The following is a 19,532-nucleotide window of genomic DNA, read 5'->3' as shown; positions in this document are numbered from 1 at the left end:
ACCGTGGGTTTTCCTGGGCGGGCTGGCAGTGGGAGAGTCGCCATACTGAGAGCCCACCCGCTTTCAATCTTGATGGAAAGTTGATGACGCTCCAGGCCCAACCAGCCGTGGCATGTGCCTTGCTATGAAGTCTGTATCAGAGCACGCACCAACGGCGGAGCGGGCTTACGGACAAAGGCGTCGTTACCCGCGTTGGCTTACATCGCCATCTGAGGGAACGACGCTTTTTTTTGAAAGAAAAGGTAGGTGTTGATGAACGATTCGGTTGGCAACAGCCCGATGAACGACCCGCTGGCCTGGGTCAACGGCAGTGATGCCCCGGAAAAGAGCAGCCTCGACCTGGGCTTCATGGCCTTGAGCGACTGCGCCTCGCTGGTGGTGGCGGCCACCCAGGGCTTCGCGCAACCCTATGGCCTGACCTTGAACCTCAAGCGCCAATCGTCCTGGGCCAACCTGCGCGACAAACTGGTCAGCGGCGAACTCGACGCCGCCCACAGCCTGTACGGGCTGATCTACGCCGTGCACCTGGGTATCGGCGGCGTCGCACCCACTGACATGGCTGTGCTGATGGGGCTCAACCAGAACGGCCAGAGCATCAACCTGTCCCACGGCTTGCAACAACAGGGGGTGATCACTCCTGAGGCACTGGACCGCCACGTGCACCAAAGCCGAACAAAACTGACCTTCGCTCAGACGTTTCCCACAGGCACCCATGCCATGTGGCTGTATTACTGGCTGGCGAGCCAAGGCATTCACCCCTTGCAGGATGTGGACAGCGTGGTGGTCCCGCCGCCGCAAATGGTGGCGCACCTGCAAGCCGGGCGCATCGACGGGTTTTGCGTGGGCGAGCCCTGGTGCGCCAGCGCGGTCAAGCAAAACCAAGGATTTACCCTGGCAACCACCCAGGCGATCTGGCCGGATCATCCGGAAAAGGTCCTCGGCTGCACCCAGGCGTTCGTCGACCAGTATCCAAACACGGCACGCGTGCTGGTGAGGGCGATCCTGGAGGCCAGTCGGTTTATCGAAGAAAGCAGCGAAAACCGCCGCTCCACCGCGCAATTACTCAGTGGCCGCGACTACCTCGATGCCCCGCTCGACTGCATCGAGCCGCGCCTGCTGGGGACTTATGACGACGGCCTGGGCAATCAGTGGCAGGATCCCCACGCGCTGCGCTTTTTTGCCGACGGTAAAGTGAACCTGCCCTACCTCTCTGACGGCATGTGGTTCATGACCCAGTTCCGGCGCTGGGGCCTGCTGCGCGAAGACCCCGACTACCTCGGCGTCGCGCGCCAGGTGCAACAACTGGCGCTGTATCGCCAGGCCGCCGATGGGCTGGGTATCGCCACAAACGACCAGGACATGCGCAGCAGCCAGCTGATCGACGGCAAAGTCTGGGACGGTTCCGACCCCGCCGGCTATGCCCGCAGCTTCCGCCTGCATGCGCTGGCCGACACCAACCACCGCCAAGCCTTGCGCTGACAGGAGGACCTCCATGCTGCGAATCCTGCTGATCAACGACACGCCGCGTAAAGTCGGCCGACTGAGGACGGCACTGATCGAAGCCGGCTTTGATGTCATCGATGAGTCCGGCCTGACCATTGACCTGCCCGCGCGCGTCGAAACGGTGCGCCCGGACGTCATCCTGATCGATACCGAGTCACCGGGCCGCGATGTGATGGAGCAAGTGGTGCTGGTCAGTCGCGACCAACCCCGGCCCATTGTGATGTTCACCGACGAACACGACCCGAACGTGATGCGCCAGGCGATCAAGTCCGGCGTCAGCGCCTACATCGTCGAAGGTATCCAGGCCCAGCGCCTGCAGCCGATCCTTGATGTCGCCATGGCCCGTTTCGAAAGCGACCAGGCCTTGCGCGCGCAGCTTCAAGCCCGCGACCAGCAGTTGGCCGAGCGCAAGCGCATCGAGCTGGCCAAGGGCATGCTGATGAAAATGAAAGACTGCAACGAGGAAGAGGCCTACACCCTGATGCGCCGCCAGGCCATGAGCCGCCAGCAGAAGCTGATCCAGGTGGCGGAGCAGATTATCGCCATGAGCGAACTGCTCGGCTGATTTGGCGCAGCTCTTGCTAAGCATTCATCACAGGTAGCCAACGGCGGTTGCCCCTCCCCGACAAAGACGTCGCACACCCGGTTTGCCCTCGCGAACCCGGTGGCGGCGTTTTTTCGTTTTGGCCTTCTTGCAAGACTCCCAACCGTTGAGGTGCGTGATGAAATCAAGCTTCTGGAAATCCGGGCACACCCCGACCCTGTTTGCCGCGTTCCTGTATTTCGACCTGAGCTTCATGGTCTGGTACCTGCTCGGCCCCTTGGCGATACAGATTGCCGCCGACCTGCACCTGACCACTCAGCAGCGTGGCCTGATGGTGGCGACGCCGATCCTCGCCGGTGCGATTCTGCGCTTTTTGATGGGCATGCTGGCAGACAAGCTGTCGCCCAAGACGGCCGGGCTGATTGGTCAGGTGATTGTGATCTGCGCCTTGTTCGGCGCCTGGAAACTCGGAATCCATAGCTACGAACAGGCGCTGTTGCTGGGCGTGTTCCTCGGCATGGCCGGTGCCTCGTTTGCCGTTGCGCTGCCCCTGGCCTCCCAATGGTATCCGGCGGAACACCAGGGCAAAGCCATGGGCATCGCGGGTGCAGGCAACTCCGGCACGGTGTTCGCCGCGTTGCTGGCGCCGGTTTTGGCGGCCGCGTTTGGCTGGAGCAACGTGTTCGGTTTCGCGCTGATCCCTCTGGTGCTGACCCTGATTGTCTTTGCCTGGCTGGCGCGCAATGCCCCGGAACGCCCGAAGGCCAAGTCCATGGCCGACTACTTCAAGGCGCTGGGTGACCGGGACAGCTGGTGGTTCATGTTTTTCTACAGCGTGACCTTTGGCGGCTTTATCGGCCTGGCGAGCGCCCTGCCCGGCTATTTCAATGACCAATACGGCCTGAGCCCGGTGACCGCTGGCTACTACACCGCCGCCTGCGTGTTCGGCGGTAGCCTGATGCGCCCATTGGGCGGCGCGTTGGCGGACCGTTTCGGCGGGATTCGTACCCTGCTGGGCATGTACAGCGTGGCGGCGATCTGCATCGCGGCGGTGGGTTTCAATCTGCCGAGTTCCTACGCAGCACTGGCGCTTTTCGTCTGCACCATGCTGGGCCTTGGCGCAGGCAATGGTGCGGTGTTCCAACTGGTGCCGCAGCGTTTCCGCCGTGAAATCGGCGTGATGACCGGCCTGATCGGCATGGCCGGCGGTATCGGCGGCTTTGCCCTGGCAGCCGGCATGGGCGCGATCAAACAAAGCACCGGCAGCTATCAGATGGCGTTGTGGTTGTTCGCCAGCCTGGGCGTGCTGGCCTGGTTCGGCCTGCATGGCGTGAAGCGTCGCTGGAGAACCACCTGGGGCTCGGCGGCCGTGACGGCTGCGCGGGTCTGATGAGCCTGCAACTGAGCATCGCCCAGGCCAGTGCCATCGGCCCACGGGCGGAAAACCAGGACGCGCTACGGGTGGTCACGCCCGTGGCCGAACTGGCGGCGAGCAAGGGCTACCTGTGCGCCATCGCCGACGGCGTGAGCCAGTGCGCCGACGGCGGCCTGGCCGCGCGTTCGACCTTGCAGGCGCTGGCCCTGGATTACTACGCCACGCCGCAAACCTGGGGCGTGGCCCAGGCTCTGGAGCGTTTGCTGCTGGCACAGAATCGCTGGCTGCAAGCCAATGGCGGTGGTCTACCGCTGCTGACCACCCTGAGCGCGCTGGTGTTCCGCGGCCAGCGCTTTACCCTGGCGCATGTCGGCGATTGCCGCGCGTATCGTTGGCTTGACGGCCAATTGCAGCGCATCACCGAGGATCACGTGTGGGAGCAACCGGGCATGCAGCATGTGCTCAAGCGCGCCCTTGGCCTGGATCAACACCTGGTGGTGGATTTTCTCGACGGTCAGTTGCGTGAAGGCGAATGTTTCCTGCTGCTCAGTGATGGTGTGTGGGCCACCCTGGGCGATCAGAGTATCCAGGCAATTCTGCGCGAACAGACGGACATGCAATTGGCCGTCAACACCCTGGTGACTGCCGCGCACCTGGCTGGCAGCCAGGACAATGCCAGCGCGTTGCTTATCCGGATCGACACCCTCGGCGCCGCCACCCTCGGCGACGCGCTGGTGCAGTTGCAGCAATGGCCACTGCCGCCCTTGTTGAAAGCCGGGCAACACTTTGAAGGCTGGCAGGTTGAAAGCGTGTTGGCACAAAGCCGGCAGTCACTGCTTTACCGGGTGCGCGATGCCCAGCAGCAACCCTGGCTGCTGAAAACCCTGCCGCTGAGCCGCGACGATGATCATGATGCCGGCCAGGCCTTGCTGTCGGAGGAATGGTTTCTGCGCCGGGTTGCGGGGCGGGCGTTTCCTGAAGTGCATGCCGGCAACGGGCGCCAGCATTTGTACTACGTGATGCGTGAGTATTCCGGCCAAACCCTGGCAGAACTATTCCAGCAGCAAGGCCCCTTGCCCTTGGCGCAATGGCAGTCGATTGCCGAGCGTTTGCTGCGCGCTGTGGGCATGCTGCATCGACGGCAGATCCTGCATCGTGATATCAAGCCGGAAAACCTGCTGCTGGGAGACGACGGCGAATTGCGGGTGTTGGATTTCGGCCTGGCGTATTGCCCTGGCCTGTCGGAAGACAGCGACCATGCGTTGCCGGGCACACCTAGCTTTATTGCACCTGAAGCCTTCAATGGCGACCGTCCTACGGCCCAACAGGATTTATACAGCGTTGGCGTAACCTTGTATTACCTGCTGACCGGACATTACCCCTACGGCGAAATCGAGGCTTTCCAACGGCCCCGGTTCACTCAACCTGTCAGCGCCAGCCGCTACCGCCCGGACCTGCCGGATTGGCTGCCCCTCAGCCTGGAGCGGGCCGTGGCGGCCCAACCCGCCCATCGCTATGAAACCGCCGAAGAGTGGTTGCGCGTGCTGGAGCAGGCTGACCGCCAGGAACTGAGCATCCGCCCCAAGCCATTACTGGAGCGTGAACCCTTGAAGGTCTGGCGCACCCTGGCGCTGCTCTCGCTGCTGATCAATCTGGTGCTGTTGTACTCACTCTTTCACCGCTGACGTCATCCCTGGACGAGGAACACCTTATGAATGCAAAAGTCTGGCTGGTAGGCGCGGGTCCGGGTGACCCGGAGCTGTTGACCCTCAAGGCGGTACGCGCCCTGCGTGAGGCCGATGTGGTGCTGATCGATGACTTGGTCAACCCGGCCGTGCTGGAACATTGCGTTGAAGCGCGGGTGATTACCGTGGGTAAACGCGGTGGCTGCCGGTCGACCCCGCAGGATTTCATCCACCGCCTGATGCTGCGTTATGCGCGCCAAGGCAAGTGTGTGGTGCGCCTCAAAGGCGGAGACCCGTGCATTTTCGGACGCGGCGGTGAAGAGGCGATGTGGCTGTGTGAACGGGGCGTTGAGGTGGAGTTGGTCAACGGCATTACCGCAGGCCTGGCAGGCGCGACGAATTGCGCGGTGCCACTGACCTTGCGCGGGGTGAGTCGCGGCGTGACGCTGGTCACGGCGCATACCCAGGACGACAGCAGCTTGAATTGGCGGGCCCTGGCAGAAAGCGGGACCACCCTGGTGGTGTACATGGGCGTGGCGAAGCTGGAGGAAATCCGCCAGCAACTGCTGGACGGTGGAATGGCGGCGGATATGCCGGTGGCGATGATCGAGAATGCATCGCTGCCCCTGCAAAGGGAATGTCGCAGCGAGCTGTGGCGTCTGTACGAAGATGCGCAGGCATTTGCCTTGAAGAGCCCGGCTATCCTGGTGATCGGCCGTGTTGCAGCCCCAGGCCAGGTCGCTAGACTCGCCCAAGCCGCCAGCGCCTGAGGCAAATTGCAGGCGAAAAAAAGCCCGGCCTAAGCCGGGCTTTTTTCTACCACTCAGTCATTACTGAGCTTGAGCTTCAACCGACGCTTCTACGCGACGGTTAACAGCACGACCAGCTTCAGTTGCGTTGTCAGCAACTGGGCGGGATTCGCCGTAACCTACTGCGGTGATACGGCTAGGAGCAACGCCGTCTTTAACCAGGACTTGCTTAACAGCGTCAGCACGACGCTGGGACAGCTTCTGGTTGTAAGCGTCTGGACCTACGGAGTCAGTGTGACCAGCAACTTCTACGTTGGTAGCTGGGTACTGAGCCATGAAGTCGGCCAGGTTTTTCACGTCGCCGTAGCTGTTAGGCTTAACAACCGACTTGTCGAAGTCGAACTTAACGTCCAGCTCAACACGTACAACCTGAGCAACTGGAGCTTCTGGCTCTGGAGTTGGCTCTGGAGCTGGTGCTGGGGTAGGAGCTGGAGCAGCTGCGCCAGCGTTACCGCCGAAGTTCACGCCCAGGCCGACCAGTGCGGAGTAGTCCCACTTGCCGTTGTCCAGACCGTAGTCAGCTTCAACACCGGCACGAGCGTACAGGTTGTTGGTGAAGTAGTACTTCACGCCAGTACCAACGGTAGCGAAGGTAGTCTGGTCGCGACCGCTGTGGCCGTCAGCTTGAACGTTGGTACGGCTCTGGTGGCCGAAACCGCCTTCTACGTACGGACGCAGGCTGTCTACGCCAGCTTGACCGAAGTGATACTGGGCAACCAGGCTGCCGGTATCGCCTTTGATCTTCTGGTTACCAGTACCGTCGTTCGAACGGGTGTGGTTGGTTTTGTCGTAGGACAGGTTCAAGGACAGGTCGTCGGTCAGGAAGTAACCGATGCGAGCGCCAGGATTGAAGCCGTCTTCGATGTGCTTGACGCTATCGTTGTACTGCTTCTTGTAGAACAGCTCGCCTTCAACTGCGCCTTGGCCTTGTGCCAGAACGCCGAAAGAAGTAGCGGCAATAAGAGAACCAATGGCCAAGCCCAAGGTGTTTTTCAGTTTCATCCGTTAAATCCCCATCTGGTGATTGTAAAGCAGTCCCACAAACCGGGGGACAACTCGGCGACAAGTCTAACAGAACTTGCCTACACGTAAGAGATATTTGCCACGCACTAAGTTTCAGTCTCGCCCGCAAATTTCTCACGTAATTTATCAAGAGCACGTTTGTAACGCATTTTTGTAGCACTCAAACCCATGTGCATGATGTCAGCGATTTCCTGAAATTCCAGCTCTGCGACAAATCGTAGCACCAGAATTTCCCGGTCAATCGGGTTCACATACACCAACCAGCGATCAAGTCCGCCCTTCTCCTCGGGTGCCGGCGCCTTCTCTTCAGACGCCTCCTCGAGGGGGTCCAGACTCAACGCGTCCATCAAGCGACGCTTTCGCCGTTCCTTACGATACTGCGTGATGCACTCGTTGTACGTGATGCTGTATAGCCATGTCTTGAACTTCGATTTGCCCTCGAAGTTCTTCAGGCCGTACAGCACCTTGAGCATCACTTCCTGACAGACATCATCCGCATCTCTATCGTTCCCTAAATACCTTGAACAAACGTTGAACAGAGTGCGTTGATATCTGCGCATCAATTCTTCGTACGCGCGAGTTACGTGAAACAGCTCCGTGTGCGCGCGCGCGACCAACTCCTCATCAGAGAGCTCACGGGGGTCATAGCGCGTGGACAGCGTTTGGGCTTTATTCAAAACAAGTCGTGCCGACAGTCAGGTCAATGTCCGCTACAGCCCGGTCAGCCGGGTTTGCGGCGGCGTACATTAGCAGGGTTTGCCGGATTAGCGGCTACTGACCTGCTGCTCAAGAAGAATCCGATTGGACAACGACACCAGGTCGCCGTCATCGGTCAGCACCGTCGTCTTGACTGTGCCGATCTCCTCGATTTGCCCTTCGACCTCGCCCACACGCACCTGTTGCCCAACCTGATACAACTCACGCACATAGATTCCCGCAAGAATCTGACCGGCAATTTCCCGGCTTCCCAAGCCCATGGCCAGCGCAACGGCCAGACCAACGGTAATCAAAACGATCACAATCACGTGGTTGAGCAGGTCAGTCTTGACCTCCAACTGGCTGATCGCGACCGAAATACTGATGATAATGACCAAGCCCTGGGCGATCCGCCCCAGGCCCGCAGCATAGTCCAGCCCCACGCCTTCGGCGGCACCGCGCACCAGCCCATTGGCCAGTTGCGCCAGCAAAACGCCTACCAGCAGCACCAGCGCGCCGCCGAAAACCTTCGGCAAATACAGCGCCAGCATGTCGAGCGTAGCTGAAACTCGCTCAAGTCCAAGGGATTGAGCCGCAGAAACCAGGAAAATCAGCAAAACGAACCAATAAACGATCTTGCCGATCAAGGTGGAGATCGGCACTTGCAGCCCGGCGCGACCCAGCAGCTTGGTCAGGCCGGTGCCGGCCATCAGGCGATCGAGGCCCAGTTTTGCGAGCAATTTGGACAACAGGGTGTCGAGCAGCTTGGCCACGACAAAGCCCAGCAGTACCAGCACCAAGGCACCAAACAGGTTGGGAATGAAATTCGCCACCTTGGTCCACAATGCGGTCATCGCGGTGACCAGGCTCTGGGTCCAGAGATCAAGTTCCATATTCAATCAGCCTTATCAGCAGTGCGAGCAAGAGGTTTACGACGGGAAACCGGCGATACGTGGGCCGAACCGTTGTTCAGGGCCATCATCAACGCCGGCAGCCAGCGGCCGAGCAGACCGAACAGGTCACCCGCACCCACCTGGCGGTTGGCAGTTTTCAACACGCGGCCCAGGCAGGCATCGTCGTCGCGGTTGGACGGCGAGGCATTGAGCATGTCACGCAAAGACTGTTCGAACGGATCGTGCATAAAGACCTCTCGCAAGTGATTTAAAAGACGAGGGTAAAATTCTTGGGGTCACATAGGACCCTTCCTACGTTCAGGTCATATTCAGCTCAAACCCAGCGCAATCGTCGAAAAAGCCACCATTGTCCGAGTGCCACCGAGACCATCAACAGGCATGCCACCATGAATCCATAGGGGCTGGCGGAGAACGGAATCCCGCCCACATTGATCCCCAGCAGACCGGTGAGAAAACTCATCGGCAGGAAGATTCCGGTGATGATCCCGAAGCGGTACATGGTGCGGTTCATGCGCACGCTCAAACGTCGGTCTTCGGCCTCCAGCACAAGCCCCACGCGCTCCCGGGTCAATTCGAGTTCTTCCAGGTAGCGGGTCAGGCTGTTGTTCAATTCGTTCCAGTAGTCGGCATCGTCATCGCAGAACCACGGCAATTTGATCCGCGTGAGCTGGGCAAAAATATCCCGCTGTGGGGCGAGGAATCGCTTCAGCCCGGCCGCTCGTCGGCGGATCTGCAGAATGCTGCCGTGTTCCGGGGTATACCGTTCGTCGGTATCGAGTTTTTCTTCTTCGACGTCGACGATTTCAGACAGATCGGAGACCAGATCCTGCACTTTATGGGTCAGGTACTGCGCCATATAAAGGATGAGTTCCGACGCGGTTTTCGGCCCTTTGCCGTCTGCCAACTGCACCAACAGCTCGTCAGTGGCGCGCAAGGGGCGCAGGCGCAAGGAAATCACACGGCTGGCAGCCGCGAAGATGCGCACCGAAACCATGTCTTCCGGCTCCGCACCGGGGTTGAGATTGACCCCGCGCAGGAACAGCAGCAATTCCGAGTCCGGCAGCGGCAACAGGCGCGGACGGGTGTTTTCTTCCAGCAACAGGTCACAGGCAAACTCGCTTAAGCCGCTGGATTTGCGCAGCCAGGTCTGGGTTTGCGGGTGGCTGCGATCCCAATGCAGCCACAGGCTCTCCTGGGGCTGCAGTTGCAAGTCGTCGAGTTCAGTCCGGGCAATCGAACGCGCACCGCCTTTACCGTCCAGCACCAGGGCATGCACCAGGCCCCATTGCGCGTTTTCTTCCTCGAACATCCTTACTCCTGTTTTATTCGGGCATTTTCAGCGGGCTGGGGGAAACGATCACGCCATTGTTATCGGCGTAGATGTATTCACCCGGACGAAAGGTCACACCCGCGAAAGTAACGACCACGTTCAGGTCGCCAATACCGCGCTTGTCAGTCTTCATCGGATGGCTGGCCAAGGCCTGTACACCCAGATCGGTCTGGGCAATGACGTCAACATCACGGATGCATCCGTAGATCACCAGCCCTTCCCAACCGTTTTTTGCCGCTTTCTCGGCGATCATGTCGCCCAGCAGCGCGCGACGCAGGGAGCCGCCACCGTCGACCACCAGCACCTTGCCGGCACCCGGCTGATCGGCTTGATCCTTGACCAGGGAGTTATCTTCGAAGCATTTGACGGTGACGATCTCGCCGCCGAAGGAGTCCCGGCCGCCGAAGTTGCTGAACATCGGTTCGAGCACCTGCACCAGGTCCGGGTAGGCGTCGCACAGATCGGGGGTCACGTAATGGTTCATTGAAAAATTCCTTTCCGTCAAAGAGGTGTCTTTCGAAAGAAGCGCCAGCCAGAGCAGGTGCGAAACATCCCATTCGCCTCGCCGCAACGCAATAGCCACTGCGCGACTGAATATGACCAGAAGCGTTTAACGCGTCATATCTTAGCCGCAACCACACATGAGCGAAACGCCCTTGGCAGAGCGTTGCCTCAAACCGTGGCCAACACCTCGGCCTGCGCGCCTGGCAAGGGTGTGAGCGGATCTTTCAGCCACTGCACCACCAACGGCCACACTTCGGCCTGGGCGGCTTTGCTCACCAGCATTTCCACATGCCCGAAATCCCCGGTAAAGCCTTGCTGACGGCCCAGGCACAGGTACTGACGGTGCTCCGAGCCGATTTGCTCGAACAGCTTGCGGCAGGCCCAGTCGGGGTCTTGATGATCCCCGGCCGCACTGACGGCCAACAGCGGCACATCGACTTCAGCCAGGCCTTTCCACCAATCGTTCTTGCCCTCGCCGAAGCGGCCAAACAGGCCATTCCAGCGCATGGCTTCGATCATCACGCCCGCCGGTTCGTCCTCGGGGCCACGCTTCAGGCGCGAGCCGGATACTTCGCCAAAACGCTTCAACAGCAGGCGGCCGGTCCACTCCACGGGTGGCAGTTTCAACGGCCAATGGGTGCGACTGACCTGACAACCAAACAGCGCCACCGACGCCACGGCCGGCGCACCCAGGTGCTGCCCACCCAGGGCCGCCGCCAAGCTGGTGCCGCCGAGAGAATGGCCGATCCAGTGAGGAATCTGCCCGCTTTGCTCACGCACGAATGCACCGATGGCCGGCAAGTCATAACGCGCATAGTCCGCGACGCGGTTGCGGGCGTAGTCATGATTGCGCTTGGACAGGCCATGGCCACGCATTTCCGGGATCCAGACATCAAACCCCTCGCGCGCCAGATAAGCACCCAGCCCGATGCCTTTTGGCGAATACCAGAAGCGTCGGTTGGAAAAACTGCCATGCAACAAAATAACCGGGATGCCCCGGTTTTCCGGGACATCGGCCAGGCCCAAACGGGTAACCGCCAGCTCGACGGTGCCGTCGGGGCTGTTACCGGGTTTGAGGCGATACACGTCTTCACTCAGGTCGCCACGACGTTCAGCGCTGATCAGGGCGACGGGAAACAGGTTGCTGCTGCTTTGCATAATGCTCTTGCACAAAAAAGGGCGGCGTCCGCGAGGATTCCCGCCCTGTACAGATAAGAATGCCGGTCACCCATGGCGGGTGACCGGCACTTTTGACGTGACGATCTTAGGCGGACGCTTGGCCTTCCGCCAGGAAGAACCAGGTTTCCAGCACGGAATCGGGGTTCAGCGAGACGCTTTCGATGCCCTGTTCCATCAGCCACTTGGCCAGGTCTGGGTGGTCGGAAGGGCCTTGGCCGCAGATACCGATGTACTTGCCGGCCTTGTTGCAGGCCTGGATGGCGTTGGCCAGCAGCTTCTTGACCGCAGGATTTCGCTCGTCGAACAGGTGCGCGATGATCCCGGAGTCACGGTCCAGGCCCAGGGTCAGCTGGGTCAGGTCGTTGGAACCGATGGAGAAACCGTCGAAGAACTCCAGGAATTCTTCGGCCAGGATGGCGTTGGACGGCAATTCGCACATCATGATCACGCGCAGGCCGTTCTCACCACGGGACAGGCCGTTCTCAGCCAGCAAGTCCACCACCTGGCTCGCTTCGCCCAGGGTGCGCACGAACGGCACCATGATCTCGACGTTGGTCAGGCCCATCTCGTTGCGTACGCGCTTGAGGGCGCGGCATTCGAGTTCGAAGCAGTCACGGAACGCTTCGCTGATGTAACGCGAGGCGCCACGGAAGCCCAGCATCGGGTTTTCTTCTTCCGGCTCGTAGAGCTTGCCGCCGATCAGGTTGGCGTATTCGTTGGACTTGAAGTCCGACAGGCGCACGATGACCTTTTTCGGGTAGAACGCCGCCGCCAGGGTACTGATGCCTTCCACCAGCTTCTCGACGTAGAAGCCCACCGGGTCGTTGTAGCCGGCGATGCGCTTGTCGACACTTTCCTTGATGTCCAGCGGCAGGCCGTCGTAGTTCAACAGAGCCTTGGGGTGCACGCCGATCATGCGGTTGATGATGAATTCCAGGCGGGCCAGGCCCACACCGGCGTTCGGCAATTGCGCGAAGTCAAAGGCGCGGTCCGGGTTACCGACGTTCATCATGATCTTGAACGGCAGGTCCGGCATGGCGTCGATGGAGTTCTGCTTGATATCGAAGCCCAGCTCGCCTTCAAAGATGAAACCGGTGTCGCCTTCGGCGCAGGAAACAGTCACGCCTTGGCCGTCTTTCAACAGCTGGGTCGCGTTGCCGCAGCCCACGACCGCAGGAATCCCCAGTTCACGGGCGATGATCGCCGCGTGGCAGGTACGCCCGCCACGGTTGGTGACGATGGCGCTGGCGCGCTTCATCACCGGTTCCCAGTCCGGGTCGGTCATGTCGGAGACCAGTACATCGCCTGGCTGGACTTTGTCCATCTCGGACACGTCCTTGATGATCCGCACCTTGCCGGCGCCGATGCGCTGACCGATGGCACGGCCTTCCACCAGTACGGTGCCGGTTTCTTTGAGCAGGTAGCGTTCCATGACATTGGCCGAGGTGCGGCTTTTCACGGTTTCCGGACGGGCCTGCACGATGTACAGCTTGCCGTCGTCACCGTCCTTGGCCCACTCGATGTCCATCGGGCACTTGTAGTGCTTTTCGATGATCATCGCTTGCTTGGCCAGTTCGCTGACTTCAGCGTCGGTCAGGCAGAAACGCGCGCGTTCGGCCTTGTCGACTTCAACGGTTTTCACCGAGCGACCGGCCTTGGCCTCGTCGCCATAGATCATTTTGATAGCTTTGCTGCCCAGGTTGCGGCGCAGAATGGCCGGGCGGCCGGCTTCAAGGGTGTGCTTGTGTACGTAGAATTCGTCAGGGTTGACCGCGCCTTGTACGACGGTTTCGCCCAGGCCGTAGGCGCCGGTGATAAACACCACGTCACGGAAGCCCGATTCGGTATCGAGGGTGAACATCACGCCGGCAGTGCCGGTTTCCGAACGCACCATGCGCTGCACACCGGCAGACAGGGCCACCAGCTTGTGGTCGAAACCTTGGTGCACACGATAGGAAATGGCGCGATCGTTGAACAGCGAGGCGAACACTTCCTTGGCCGCGCGGATCACGTTTTCCACGCCGCGGATGTTCAGGAAGGTTTCTTGCTGGCCGGCGAAAGAGGCGTCCGGCAAGTCTTCAGCGGTGGCTGAAGAGCGCACGGCAACGGCGACGTCCGGGTTACCGGCCGACAGCGCGGCAAAGGCGGTGCGGATTTCTTCGTTGAGCTTCTCGGGGAACTCGGCTTCCATGATCCATTGGCGGATCTGGGCACCGGTCTTGGCCAGGGCATTGACGTCGTCGACGTCCAGGGCGTCCAGCGCGGCGTGGATCTGAGCGTTGAGGCCGCTCAGTTCGAGGAAATCGCGGTAAGCCTGGGCCGTGGTGGCGAAACCACCGGGCACCGAGACACCAGCGCCTGCAAGATTACTGATCATCTCGCCGAGGGATGCGTTCTTGCCCCCCACGTGCTCTACATCATGGACGCCGAGCTTATCGAGGGAAACTACGTACTCTACCAAGGTGATCTCTCCACTAACTGTGTTGGAAAAGCTCAGGACGCCGGCTGCTCAGTAGGAGCAATCGCCAGCGCTTGTGGCCTGGACCTGGAAAATAAGTGAGAATGCGGCCCACTGCGGGACGGCAAAATCGCGCCTATCATATCCAAGATTCGCCATCAGCTTAAGGCCCAGGGCTCAAATGAAACGATCTGCTTTCTTTATCTCCGACGGCACCGGCATCACAGCCGAAACATTGGGTCAAAGCCTGCTCGCGCAGTTCGAAAACATTACCTTCGCCAAATTCACGCGGCCATACATCGACAGCGTGGATAAAGCGCGGGCCATGGTACAACAAATCAATCTGGCGGCCGAAAAAGACGGTTTTCGTCCGATCATTTTCGACACCATCGTCAATCAAGACATTCGTGAGATTCTCGCAACGTCGAATGGTTTCATGATCGACATTTTCTCGACGTTCCTGGCGCCTCTGGAACAAGAGCTGAGTGAACATTCGTCGTACTCGGTAGGAAAGTCCCATTCCATTGGCCACAACTCCAACTATATGGAGCGCATCGAAGCGGTGAACTTCGCCCTCGACAACGATGACGGCGCCCGCACCCACTACTACGACAAGGCCGACCTGATCCTGGTGGGCGTATCCCGCTGCGGCAAAACGCCCACCTGTCTGTACATGGCCATGCAATTCGGCATCCGCGCGGCCAACTACCCGCTGACCGAGGACGACATGGAGCACCTGACGCTGCCAGCCGCCCTGCGCGCGCATTCGCATAAACTGTTCGGGTTGACCATCGATCCGGATCGGCTGACGGCGATCCGCAATGAACGCAAGCCCAACAGCCGCTATTCCAGCTATGCGCAGTGCGAGTTCGAAGTGCGCGAAGTAGAAAATCTGTTCCGTCGCGAGAATATTGCGCACATCAATTCCACGCATTTTTCGGTGGAAGAGATTTCAGCGAAGATTCTGGTAGAGAAAGGCGTGGAGCGCAGGTTCAAGTAATGGTGGCGCCTGGGCTGGCCTCTTCGCGGGCAAGCCCGCTCCCACAGTTGACCGAGTTCCAACTCTGGAATGCAATCAATGTGGGAGCTGGCTTGCCTGCGAAGAACGATAACGCGGTGGACCTGCCTACAGCTGAAACCTTCCTCCCCCCTGCCCCAGCGCCGTCGCCAACGCATCAAACCCCGCCCGCAACAACTGATCATCCCCCGACGTGTTGCAGATACTCGCCCGAATAAATTGCGGCACCGCCGTTTGCCCCACCGCAAACGCTTCGGCGGTGGCGATCAGGTAATTATTCTGCTTGAGCTCCGCCTCGATTTCCGACGCCCGCCATGGCTCCGGCACTTCGATCCAGAAATGCGGGCTATTGAGATGGGTGCGATATTCCAGACCGGCCAGCAGGTCGCGGACCAAGGCCTTACGCCGGCTGATCTCGTTGATCTGTTGGCGCAACAGGTACTCCGCCGTGCCGTTTTCGATCCACTGGGTAGCAAGCTCCAGGGTGACGGGCGTAGCCATCCAGCAAGTCGAACGCAGCGCCGCCGAAATACGGCTGACCAACGCCGGTGGCGCATGCACATAACCCACACGCAGCCCGGCCGACACGGCTTTGCTCAGGCTGCTGATCAAAATCGTACGCTCGGGGGCGAAATGGCTGAGGGGCGGCGGCCGGTCTTCGACCAGTACGCCGTGGGCTTCGTCCTCAAGAATCAGCAGGTTGTGCTCACGACAGACTTTGACCAAGGCTTCGCGGCGCGCCACCGAAAGCACCGCTGTGGTCGGGTTCTGGATCGTTGGCGTGCAGTACAGCGCTGAAACCCGGTGATTTCGACAGACTTCGTCCAGCGCGCTCGGTAGCACGCCCTCTTCGTCCATCTCCAGGCCGATCAACCGGATACCCAGCATCCGCGCGGCGGTAATCAGGCCCGGATAGGTCAGTTGCTCGGTGACCACCGTATCGCCGGCCCGTAACAGCGCCATCATCGAACACAGCAAGCCGTGCTGGCCGCCATTGACGCAGATGACCTGCTCGGGAATCGGGTGAAAGTCACGCTGCACCAGCCATTGCGCGCCCGCTTCACGGTAACGCGGCAGGCCGGCGTCCGGGGTGTAGGCGCTGATGTCCTGGAGGAATTTGGCGTTGGTCGACAGGGTCTGGAAGCTCTGGGCCAGGAACACGGTTTCCTGACCGGGGATGTGCATATTGCGGCTCATGTCGAAGTACTGGCGCGGTTCTTCGCTGAAGTTGCGAAAACCTTCATCGCGCTGGCGCTCCATCCCACGCTTGCGCACGAACGTGCCGTCACCGACTCGCGCCACCACCAGCCCCAGGCGCTCCAGTTCGCCGTAGGCCCGGCTGATGGTGCCGATCGTCACACCCAGGTTGTCGGAAAGCACCCGATGGGGCGGCAGTTTTCGTCCTGGTTCAATCAAGCCTTCGAGGATGCCCCGTTCCATGACATCGGACAGGCGCTTGTACTTCACGCCCTGACCGTTGGACAACCCTTCACGCATAATTGACACCATGTCAATATTTGTTTTGACAGCCATCTTTCGCCCTAATAGTGTGCTTTTACGGGTTCAATCGCCGAATTTTACAACTCATTACAAGCTCAATATAGAGTTCAATTCCGGCTCAGGGAAGCAATAAACGATGCCAATGTCCGCCGTTCTCGAAAACACCGCCAAGACCAAAACCCAAAAACAGTGGCTGGCCGGGCTGATCACCAGCGTGATGTTCCTGATCGTGTGCCTGAGTTGGGGCACCACGTGGCTGGGGATCAAGATTGCCGTGGAGAGCGTGCCGCCACTGACGTCCGCCGGCCTGCGCTTCCTGATCGCCTTCCCGCTGTTCCTGTGTTTTGCCATGGTGCGCCGCGAGCCGATCCTGTTTCCCCGTGAGAGCCGCTGGTTCTTCGTATTCGTGACCCTGTCCTACTTCAGCGTGCCCTACTACCTGCTCAACTACGGTGAGATGCATGTCTCGTCCGGCCTGACCGCGCTGCTGTTCAGCTGCATGCCGGTGTTCATCCTGATTTTCTCCGCGCTGTTCCTGCGTGAGCGCATCTACTTTTCCCAGGTGGTTGGCATCGGCATCGGTTTCGGCAGCCTCTACATGATCATCAAGAGCCAGGGCCTGCACCTGGACCACGCGGAGTTCTTCGGCGTGCTGGCGATCCTCACCGCCGCGGTCATGCATGCCCTGTGCTATGTGATTACCAAGCAGAAAGGCAGCGCCATCAGTGTGATCACCTACAACACCCTGCCCATCGGCATCGCCGGGCTGATGCTGTTCGTCGCCGGGCTGTGGTTTGAAACGCCGACTTTCGAGGCCATCACCCTGCGCTCCTGGGGCGCGCTGTTCTACCTGGGCCTGGTGGCTTCGGTGGGCGGATTCATCGTGTACTTCATGCTGCTCAAGCGCTTGAGCCCGATCATCCTGTCGTTCGTGTTCATCATCTTTCCGGTGTTCGCGGTGATCATCGGCGCCTGGTACGAAGGCGTGTCGATTTCCCGCGACCTGATGCTGTACTCGGCCATCCTGCTGGCCGGTTTTGCGATTACCAAGTTGCCGGTTGAAAAACTCCTGGCCAAGAAAAATTGACCCTTGCCCTGCCCCATCAACTTCAGCCACGCGAGAGAAACATGGACGTCCTCCGCCCCACAGCCCTGGAACAGATCTACGCCCACGCCAGCCGCAGCTACCCCGAGGAATGCTGTGGTTTTGTCTTCGCCGACGGCAGCGTGTACCTGGGCAGCAATATCCAGAATGAACTGCACCACAAGAACCCCGAGATGTACCCGCGCAGCGCGGCCAACGGCTACACCTTCTCGGTGGCCGACACCCTGCTGATGAACAAGGCGTTTCGCAGCGACAACCCGGTGGTGGTGATCTACCACTCTCATCCGGATGTGGGTGCCTATTTCAGCGATGAAGACCAGGACAAGGCGCTGTTCATGGGCGAGCCGATCTACCCCGTCAGCTACCTGGTGGTCGACGTTCGCCAGGGCCAGCCCCATGGTTCCAAGCTGTTTGCCTGGGATGGCAAGCATTTCGCCCTTCAACCCTTCAACGACCTGCACACGGAGTTGTCCATGAACGCTGTCTCTTTCCCCGACATTCTGGTTCGCGTGGCCAAGCTGCCGGAATCGACCCTCGAGGGCACCGGATCGACATTGCGCGAAGTCATTGAAAACCTCTGCAGCAGTCACCCCCAGTTACGCCCGCACCTGTTTCACGAGAAGAACAACCAGCTCAAGGAGCACTTCCTGTTTACCGCCGAGGAAGAGCTGGTTGGCGCGGATGACCCACTGCCCGAGAAAGCCAGAATCGAGGTGCTGCTGGCCACGTCCGGCGGCATGGACGTCGACGCGCTGAGCAACGAAGAAGTACAACGCTACGTGCGCCACATCACCCTGCCGGGCGTGGGTCGCGAAGGTCAGTTGAACCTCAAGAAAGCCAAGGTGCTGATCATCGGCACGGGTGGCCTGGGCTCGCCGATCAGCCTGTATCTGGCCGCTGCCGGGGTCGGCACCCTGGGGCTGGTGGACTTCGATGTGGTCGAAAGCAGCAACCTGCAACGCCAGATCGTCCACGGCAACAGTACGTTGGGCATGCCCAAAGTCGAATCTGCCAAGCAGCGCCTGCAAGACCTCAACCGCCATATCCAGATCAATGCCCACGACACAGCGCTGAACGCCGACAACGCCCTGGAACTGGTGGGCGCCTACGACCTGGTGATCGACGGCACCGACAATTTCGACACCCGCTACCTGGTCAACGACGCTTGCGTGCAACTGGGCAAGCCGTTGGTGTACGGCGCGATCTACCGCTTCGACGGGCAGATCAGCGTGCTCAACTACAAAGGCGGGCCGTGCTACCGCTGCCTGTTCCCCAGCGCGCCACCCGCAGAACTGGCGCCCAATTGCAGCGCCGGTGGCGTGATCGGCGTACTGCCCGGTGTGGTCGGGATGATCCAGGCCACCGAGGCGATCAAACTATTGATCGGCATTGGTGAACCGTTATCCGGCCGTCTGATGCGCTTCGATGCGCTGGCGATGAAGTTCAGCGAAATCCGCTTCAAGCGCCGCGCCGACTGCCCGTGCTGCTCCGAAGCGCGGCACAGTGAAACCCAGGCCCCCGCAGTTTGCGCCGATGCCGTGCCGAGCCAACCCTCGCTGGCCGAAGAGCGCTACATCAAGCCGCAGGTACTCAAGCAAGTGCTCGAACACCCCAGCAGCGCAGACGTGTTGCTGGATGTGCGCGACGCCAGCGAACTGGAAGTGTGCAAATTGCCGGGCGTGGTGCATATCCCCCTGGCCGAACTGGACGGCCACCTCGACCGCCTCAGCCGGGACAACACCCACTACCTGATCTGCTACGCCGGCACCCGCGCGGAGCAAGCCGCCAGTACCTTGCTGGCCGCCGGTTTCGCCAACACCAAAGTCCTGCAGGGTGGCATGAAGCATTGGGTTCGCGACGTCGAACCCGATATGCCGTTGTATTGAGCC

17 protein-coding genes are annotated in these 19,532 nt (G+C 60.2%); 8 read left to right on the top strand and 9 right to left on the bottom strand.

Going from position 1 to position 19,532, the window contains the following annotated elements; all coding sequences use genetic code 11:
* Nucleotides 1-252 precede the first annotated feature (252 nt).
* The 5 genes from ACP7BX_RS10530 (at nt 253) to cobA (ending at nt 5,877) form a co-directional block, all read left to right on the top strand.
* The gene (locus ACP7BX_RS10530; protein ID WP_426126341.1) at nt 253-1,479 is read left to right on the top strand and encodes a CmpA/NrtA family ABC transporter substrate-binding protein; all 1,227 of its coding nucleotides are present in this window, start codon (nt 253-255) and stop codon (nt 1,477-1,479) included.
* A 13-nt stretch (nt 1,480-1,492) separates the two neighbouring features.
* A complete protein-coding gene (locus ACP7BX_RS10525) occupies nt 1,493-2,068 on the top strand; it encodes an ANTAR domain-containing response regulator (RefSeq protein ID WP_010208501.1) in 576 nt (191 codons plus the stop codon).
* Between the two features lie 157 nt (nt 2,069-2,225).
* Nucleotides 2,226-3,437 (top strand): nitrate/nitrite transporter, encoded by a 1,212-nt coding sequence (locus ACP7BX_RS10520; RefSeq protein ID WP_016979267.1) that lies wholly within the window; start codon nt 2,226-2,228, stop codon nt 3,435-3,437.
* Nucleotides 3,437-5,107, top strand: a complete 1,671-nt coding sequence (locus ACP7BX_RS10515) for a protein kinase domain-containing protein (protein WP_426126339.1) — start codon at nt 3,437-3,439, stop codon at nt 5,105-5,107. The genes ACP7BX_RS10520 and ACP7BX_RS10515 overlap by 1 nt, the downstream gene beginning before the upstream one ends.
* Before the next feature lie 26 nt (nt 5,108-5,133).
* Nucleotides 5,134-5,877, top strand: coding sequence for a uroporphyrinogen-III C-methyltransferase (gene cobA / locus ACP7BX_RS10510; protein WP_426126337.1), 744 nt, complete (start codon nt 5,134-5,136; stop codon nt 5,875-5,877).
* A 60-nt stretch (nt 5,878-5,937) separates the two neighbouring features.
* Here cobA and ACP7BX_RS10505 read toward each other — a convergent pair whose 3' ends face one another.
* The 8 genes from ACP7BX_RS10505 to ppsA all read right to left on the bottom strand — a co-directional run bounded on the left by ACP7BX_RS10505 (nt 5,938) and on the right by ppsA (nt 14,023).
* A complete protein-coding gene (locus ACP7BX_RS10505) occupies nt 5,938-6,918 on the bottom strand; it encodes an OmpA family protein (RefSeq protein WP_015885346.1) in 981 nt (326 codons plus the stop codon).
* A 107-nt stretch (nt 6,919-7,025) separates the two neighbouring features.
* Nucleotides 7,026-7,616: an RNA polymerase sigma factor SigX gene (gene sigX / locus ACP7BX_RS10500; RefSeq protein WP_003175518.1), complete on the bottom strand. Its 591-nt coding sequence runs from the start codon at nt 7,614-7,616 to the stop codon at nt 7,026-7,028.
* An 87-nt stretch (nt 7,617-7,703) separates the two neighbouring features.
* Nucleotides 7,704-8,528 carry a mechanosensitive ion channel family protein gene (locus ACP7BX_RS10495; RefSeq protein WP_003175519.1) on the bottom strand — a complete coding sequence of 275 codons (825 nt, stop codon included), beginning with the start codon at nt 8,526-8,528 and terminating at the stop codon, nt 7,704-7,706.
* 2 nt (nt 8,529-8,530) lie between these two features.
* On the bottom strand, nt 8,531-8,776 hold the full coding sequence (locus tag ACP7BX_RS10490) for a hypothetical protein (protein WP_005790375.1): 246 nt from the start codon (nt 8,774-8,776) through the stop codon (nt 8,531-8,533).
* Between the two features lie 86 nt (nt 8,777-8,862).
* Nucleotides 8,863-9,858, bottom strand: a complete 996-nt coding sequence (locus ACP7BX_RS10485) for a zinc transporter ZntB (protein ID WP_177113809.1) — start codon at nt 9,856-9,858, stop codon at nt 8,863-8,865.
* Nucleotides 9,859-9,871: 13 nt separating this feature from the next.
* Nucleotides 9,872-10,363, bottom strand: coding sequence for a ribonuclease E activity regulator RraA (gene rraA, locus ACP7BX_RS10480; protein WP_016979262.1), 492 nt, complete (start codon nt 10,361-10,363; stop codon nt 9,872-9,874).
* A 188-nt stretch (nt 10,364-10,551) separates the two neighbouring features.
* On the bottom strand, nt 10,552-11,541 hold the full coding sequence (locus ACP7BX_RS10475) for an alpha/beta fold hydrolase (protein WP_033901207.1): 990 nt from the start codon (nt 11,539-11,541) through the stop codon (nt 10,552-10,554).
* Nucleotides 11,542-11,647: 106 nt separating this feature from the next.
* Nucleotides 11,648-14,023 (bottom strand): phosphoenolpyruvate synthase, encoded by a 2,376-nt coding sequence (gene ppsA / locus ACP7BX_RS10470; protein WP_028617515.1) that lies wholly within the window; start codon nt 14,021-14,023, stop codon nt 11,648-11,650.
* Nucleotides 14,024-14,201: 178 nt separating this feature from the next.
* Between ppsA and ppsR the strand changes: the two genes are divergently transcribed.
* Entirely contained in the window at nt 14,202-15,020 is an 819-nt protein-coding gene (ppsR, locus tag ACP7BX_RS10465; protein WP_003193298.1) for a posphoenolpyruvate synthetase regulatory kinase/phosphorylase PpsR, read from the top strand.
* Between the two features lie 126 nt (nt 15,021-15,146).
* On the opposite strand, the gene ACP7BX_RS10460 is transcribed toward ppsR, so the two are convergent.
* Complete coding sequence (locus ACP7BX_RS10460; protein WP_033901208.1) at nt 15,147-16,571, bottom strand: PLP-dependent aminotransferase family protein; 1,425 nt, start codon at nt 16,569-16,571, stop codon at nt 15,147-15,149.
* A gap of 160 nt (nt 16,572-16,731) precedes the next feature.
* On the opposite strand from ACP7BX_RS10460, the gene ACP7BX_RS10455 reads away from it, so the two are divergent.
* Both ACP7BX_RS10455 and moeB read left to right on the top strand, forming a co-directional pair.
* Complete coding sequence (locus tag ACP7BX_RS10455) at nt 16,732-17,625, top strand: DMT family transporter (RefSeq protein WP_162240124.1); 894 nt, start codon at nt 16,732-16,734, stop codon at nt 17,623-17,625.
* 41 nt (nt 17,626-17,666) lie between these two features.
* Nucleotides 17,667-19,529: a molybdopterin-synthase adenylyltransferase MoeB gene (gene moeB, locus ACP7BX_RS10450; RefSeq protein ID WP_426126333.1), complete on the top strand. Its 1,863-nt coding sequence runs from the start codon at nt 17,667-17,669 to the stop codon at nt 19,527-19,529.
* The last annotated feature ends 3 nt before the right edge of the window (nt 19,530-19,532 follow it).

The organism is Pseudomonas sp. DWP3-1-3b3 (genome assembly GCF_049896305.1).
Taxonomy (GTDB): Bacteria; Pseudomonadota; Gammaproteobacteria; order Pseudomonadales; family Pseudomonadaceae; genus Aquipseudomonas; species Aquipseudomonas azotoformans_A.
Note: the sequence above shows the minus strand (reverse complement) of the source record. Positions and strands in the feature narration are given on the sequence as shown.

Excerpts from the sequence above, each read along its gene's own strand:
- rraA (WP_016979262.1), bottom strand. The coding sequence starts at position 10,363 with ATGAACCATTACGTGACCCCCGATCTGTGCGACGCCTACCCGGACCTG.
- ACP7BX_RS10485 (WP_177113809.1), bottom strand. The coding sequence starts at position 9,858 with ATGTTCGAGGAAGAAAACGCGCAATGGGGCCTGGTGCATGCCCTGGTG.
- ACP7BX_RS10515 (WP_426126339.1), top strand. The coding sequence starts at position 3,437 with ATGAGCCTGCAACTGAGCATCGCCCAGGCCAGTGCCATCGGCCCACGG.
- ACP7BX_RS10490 (WP_005790375.1), bottom strand. The coding sequence starts at position 8,776 with ATGCACGATCCGTTCGAACAGTCTTTGCGTGACATGCTCAATGCCTCG.
- ACP7BX_RS10525 (WP_010208501.1), top strand. The coding sequence starts at position 1,493 with ATGCTGCGAATCCTGCTGATCAACGACACGCCGCGTAAAGTCGGCCGA.
- ACP7BX_RS10520 (WP_016979267.1), top strand. The coding sequence starts at position 2,226 with ATGAAATCAAGCTTCTGGAAATCCGGGCACACCCCGACCCTGTTTGCC.
- ACP7BX_RS10530 (WP_426126341.1), top strand. The coding sequence starts at position 253 with ATGAACGATTCGGTTGGCAACAGCCCGATGAACGACCCGCTGGCCTGG.
- ACP7BX_RS10475 (WP_033901207.1), bottom strand. The coding sequence starts at position 11,541 with ATGCAAAGCAGCAGCAACCTGTTTCCCGTCGCCCTGATCAGCGCTGAA.
- ACP7BX_RS10460 (WP_033901208.1), bottom strand. The coding sequence starts at position 16,571 with ATGGCTGTCAAAACAAATATTGACATGGTGTCAATTATGCGTGAAGGG.
- cobA (WP_426126337.1), top strand. The coding sequence starts at position 5,134 with ATGAATGCAAAAGTCTGGCTGGTAGGCGCGGGTCCGGGTGACCCGGAG.
- moeB (WP_426126333.1), top strand. The coding sequence starts at position 17,667 with ATGGACGTCCTCCGCCCCACAGCCCTGGAACAGATCTACGCCCACGCC.
- ppsR (WP_003193298.1), top strand. The coding sequence starts at position 14,202 with ATGAAACGATCTGCTTTCTTTATCTCCGACGGCACCGGCATCACAGCC.
- ACP7BX_RS10495 (WP_003175519.1), bottom strand. The coding sequence starts at position 8,528 with ATGGAACTTGATCTCTGGACCCAGAGCCTGGTCACCGCGATGACCGCA.
- ACP7BX_RS10505 (WP_015885346.1), bottom strand. The coding sequence starts at position 6,918 with ATGAAACTGAAAAACACCTTGGGCTTGGCCATTGGTTCTCTTATTGCC.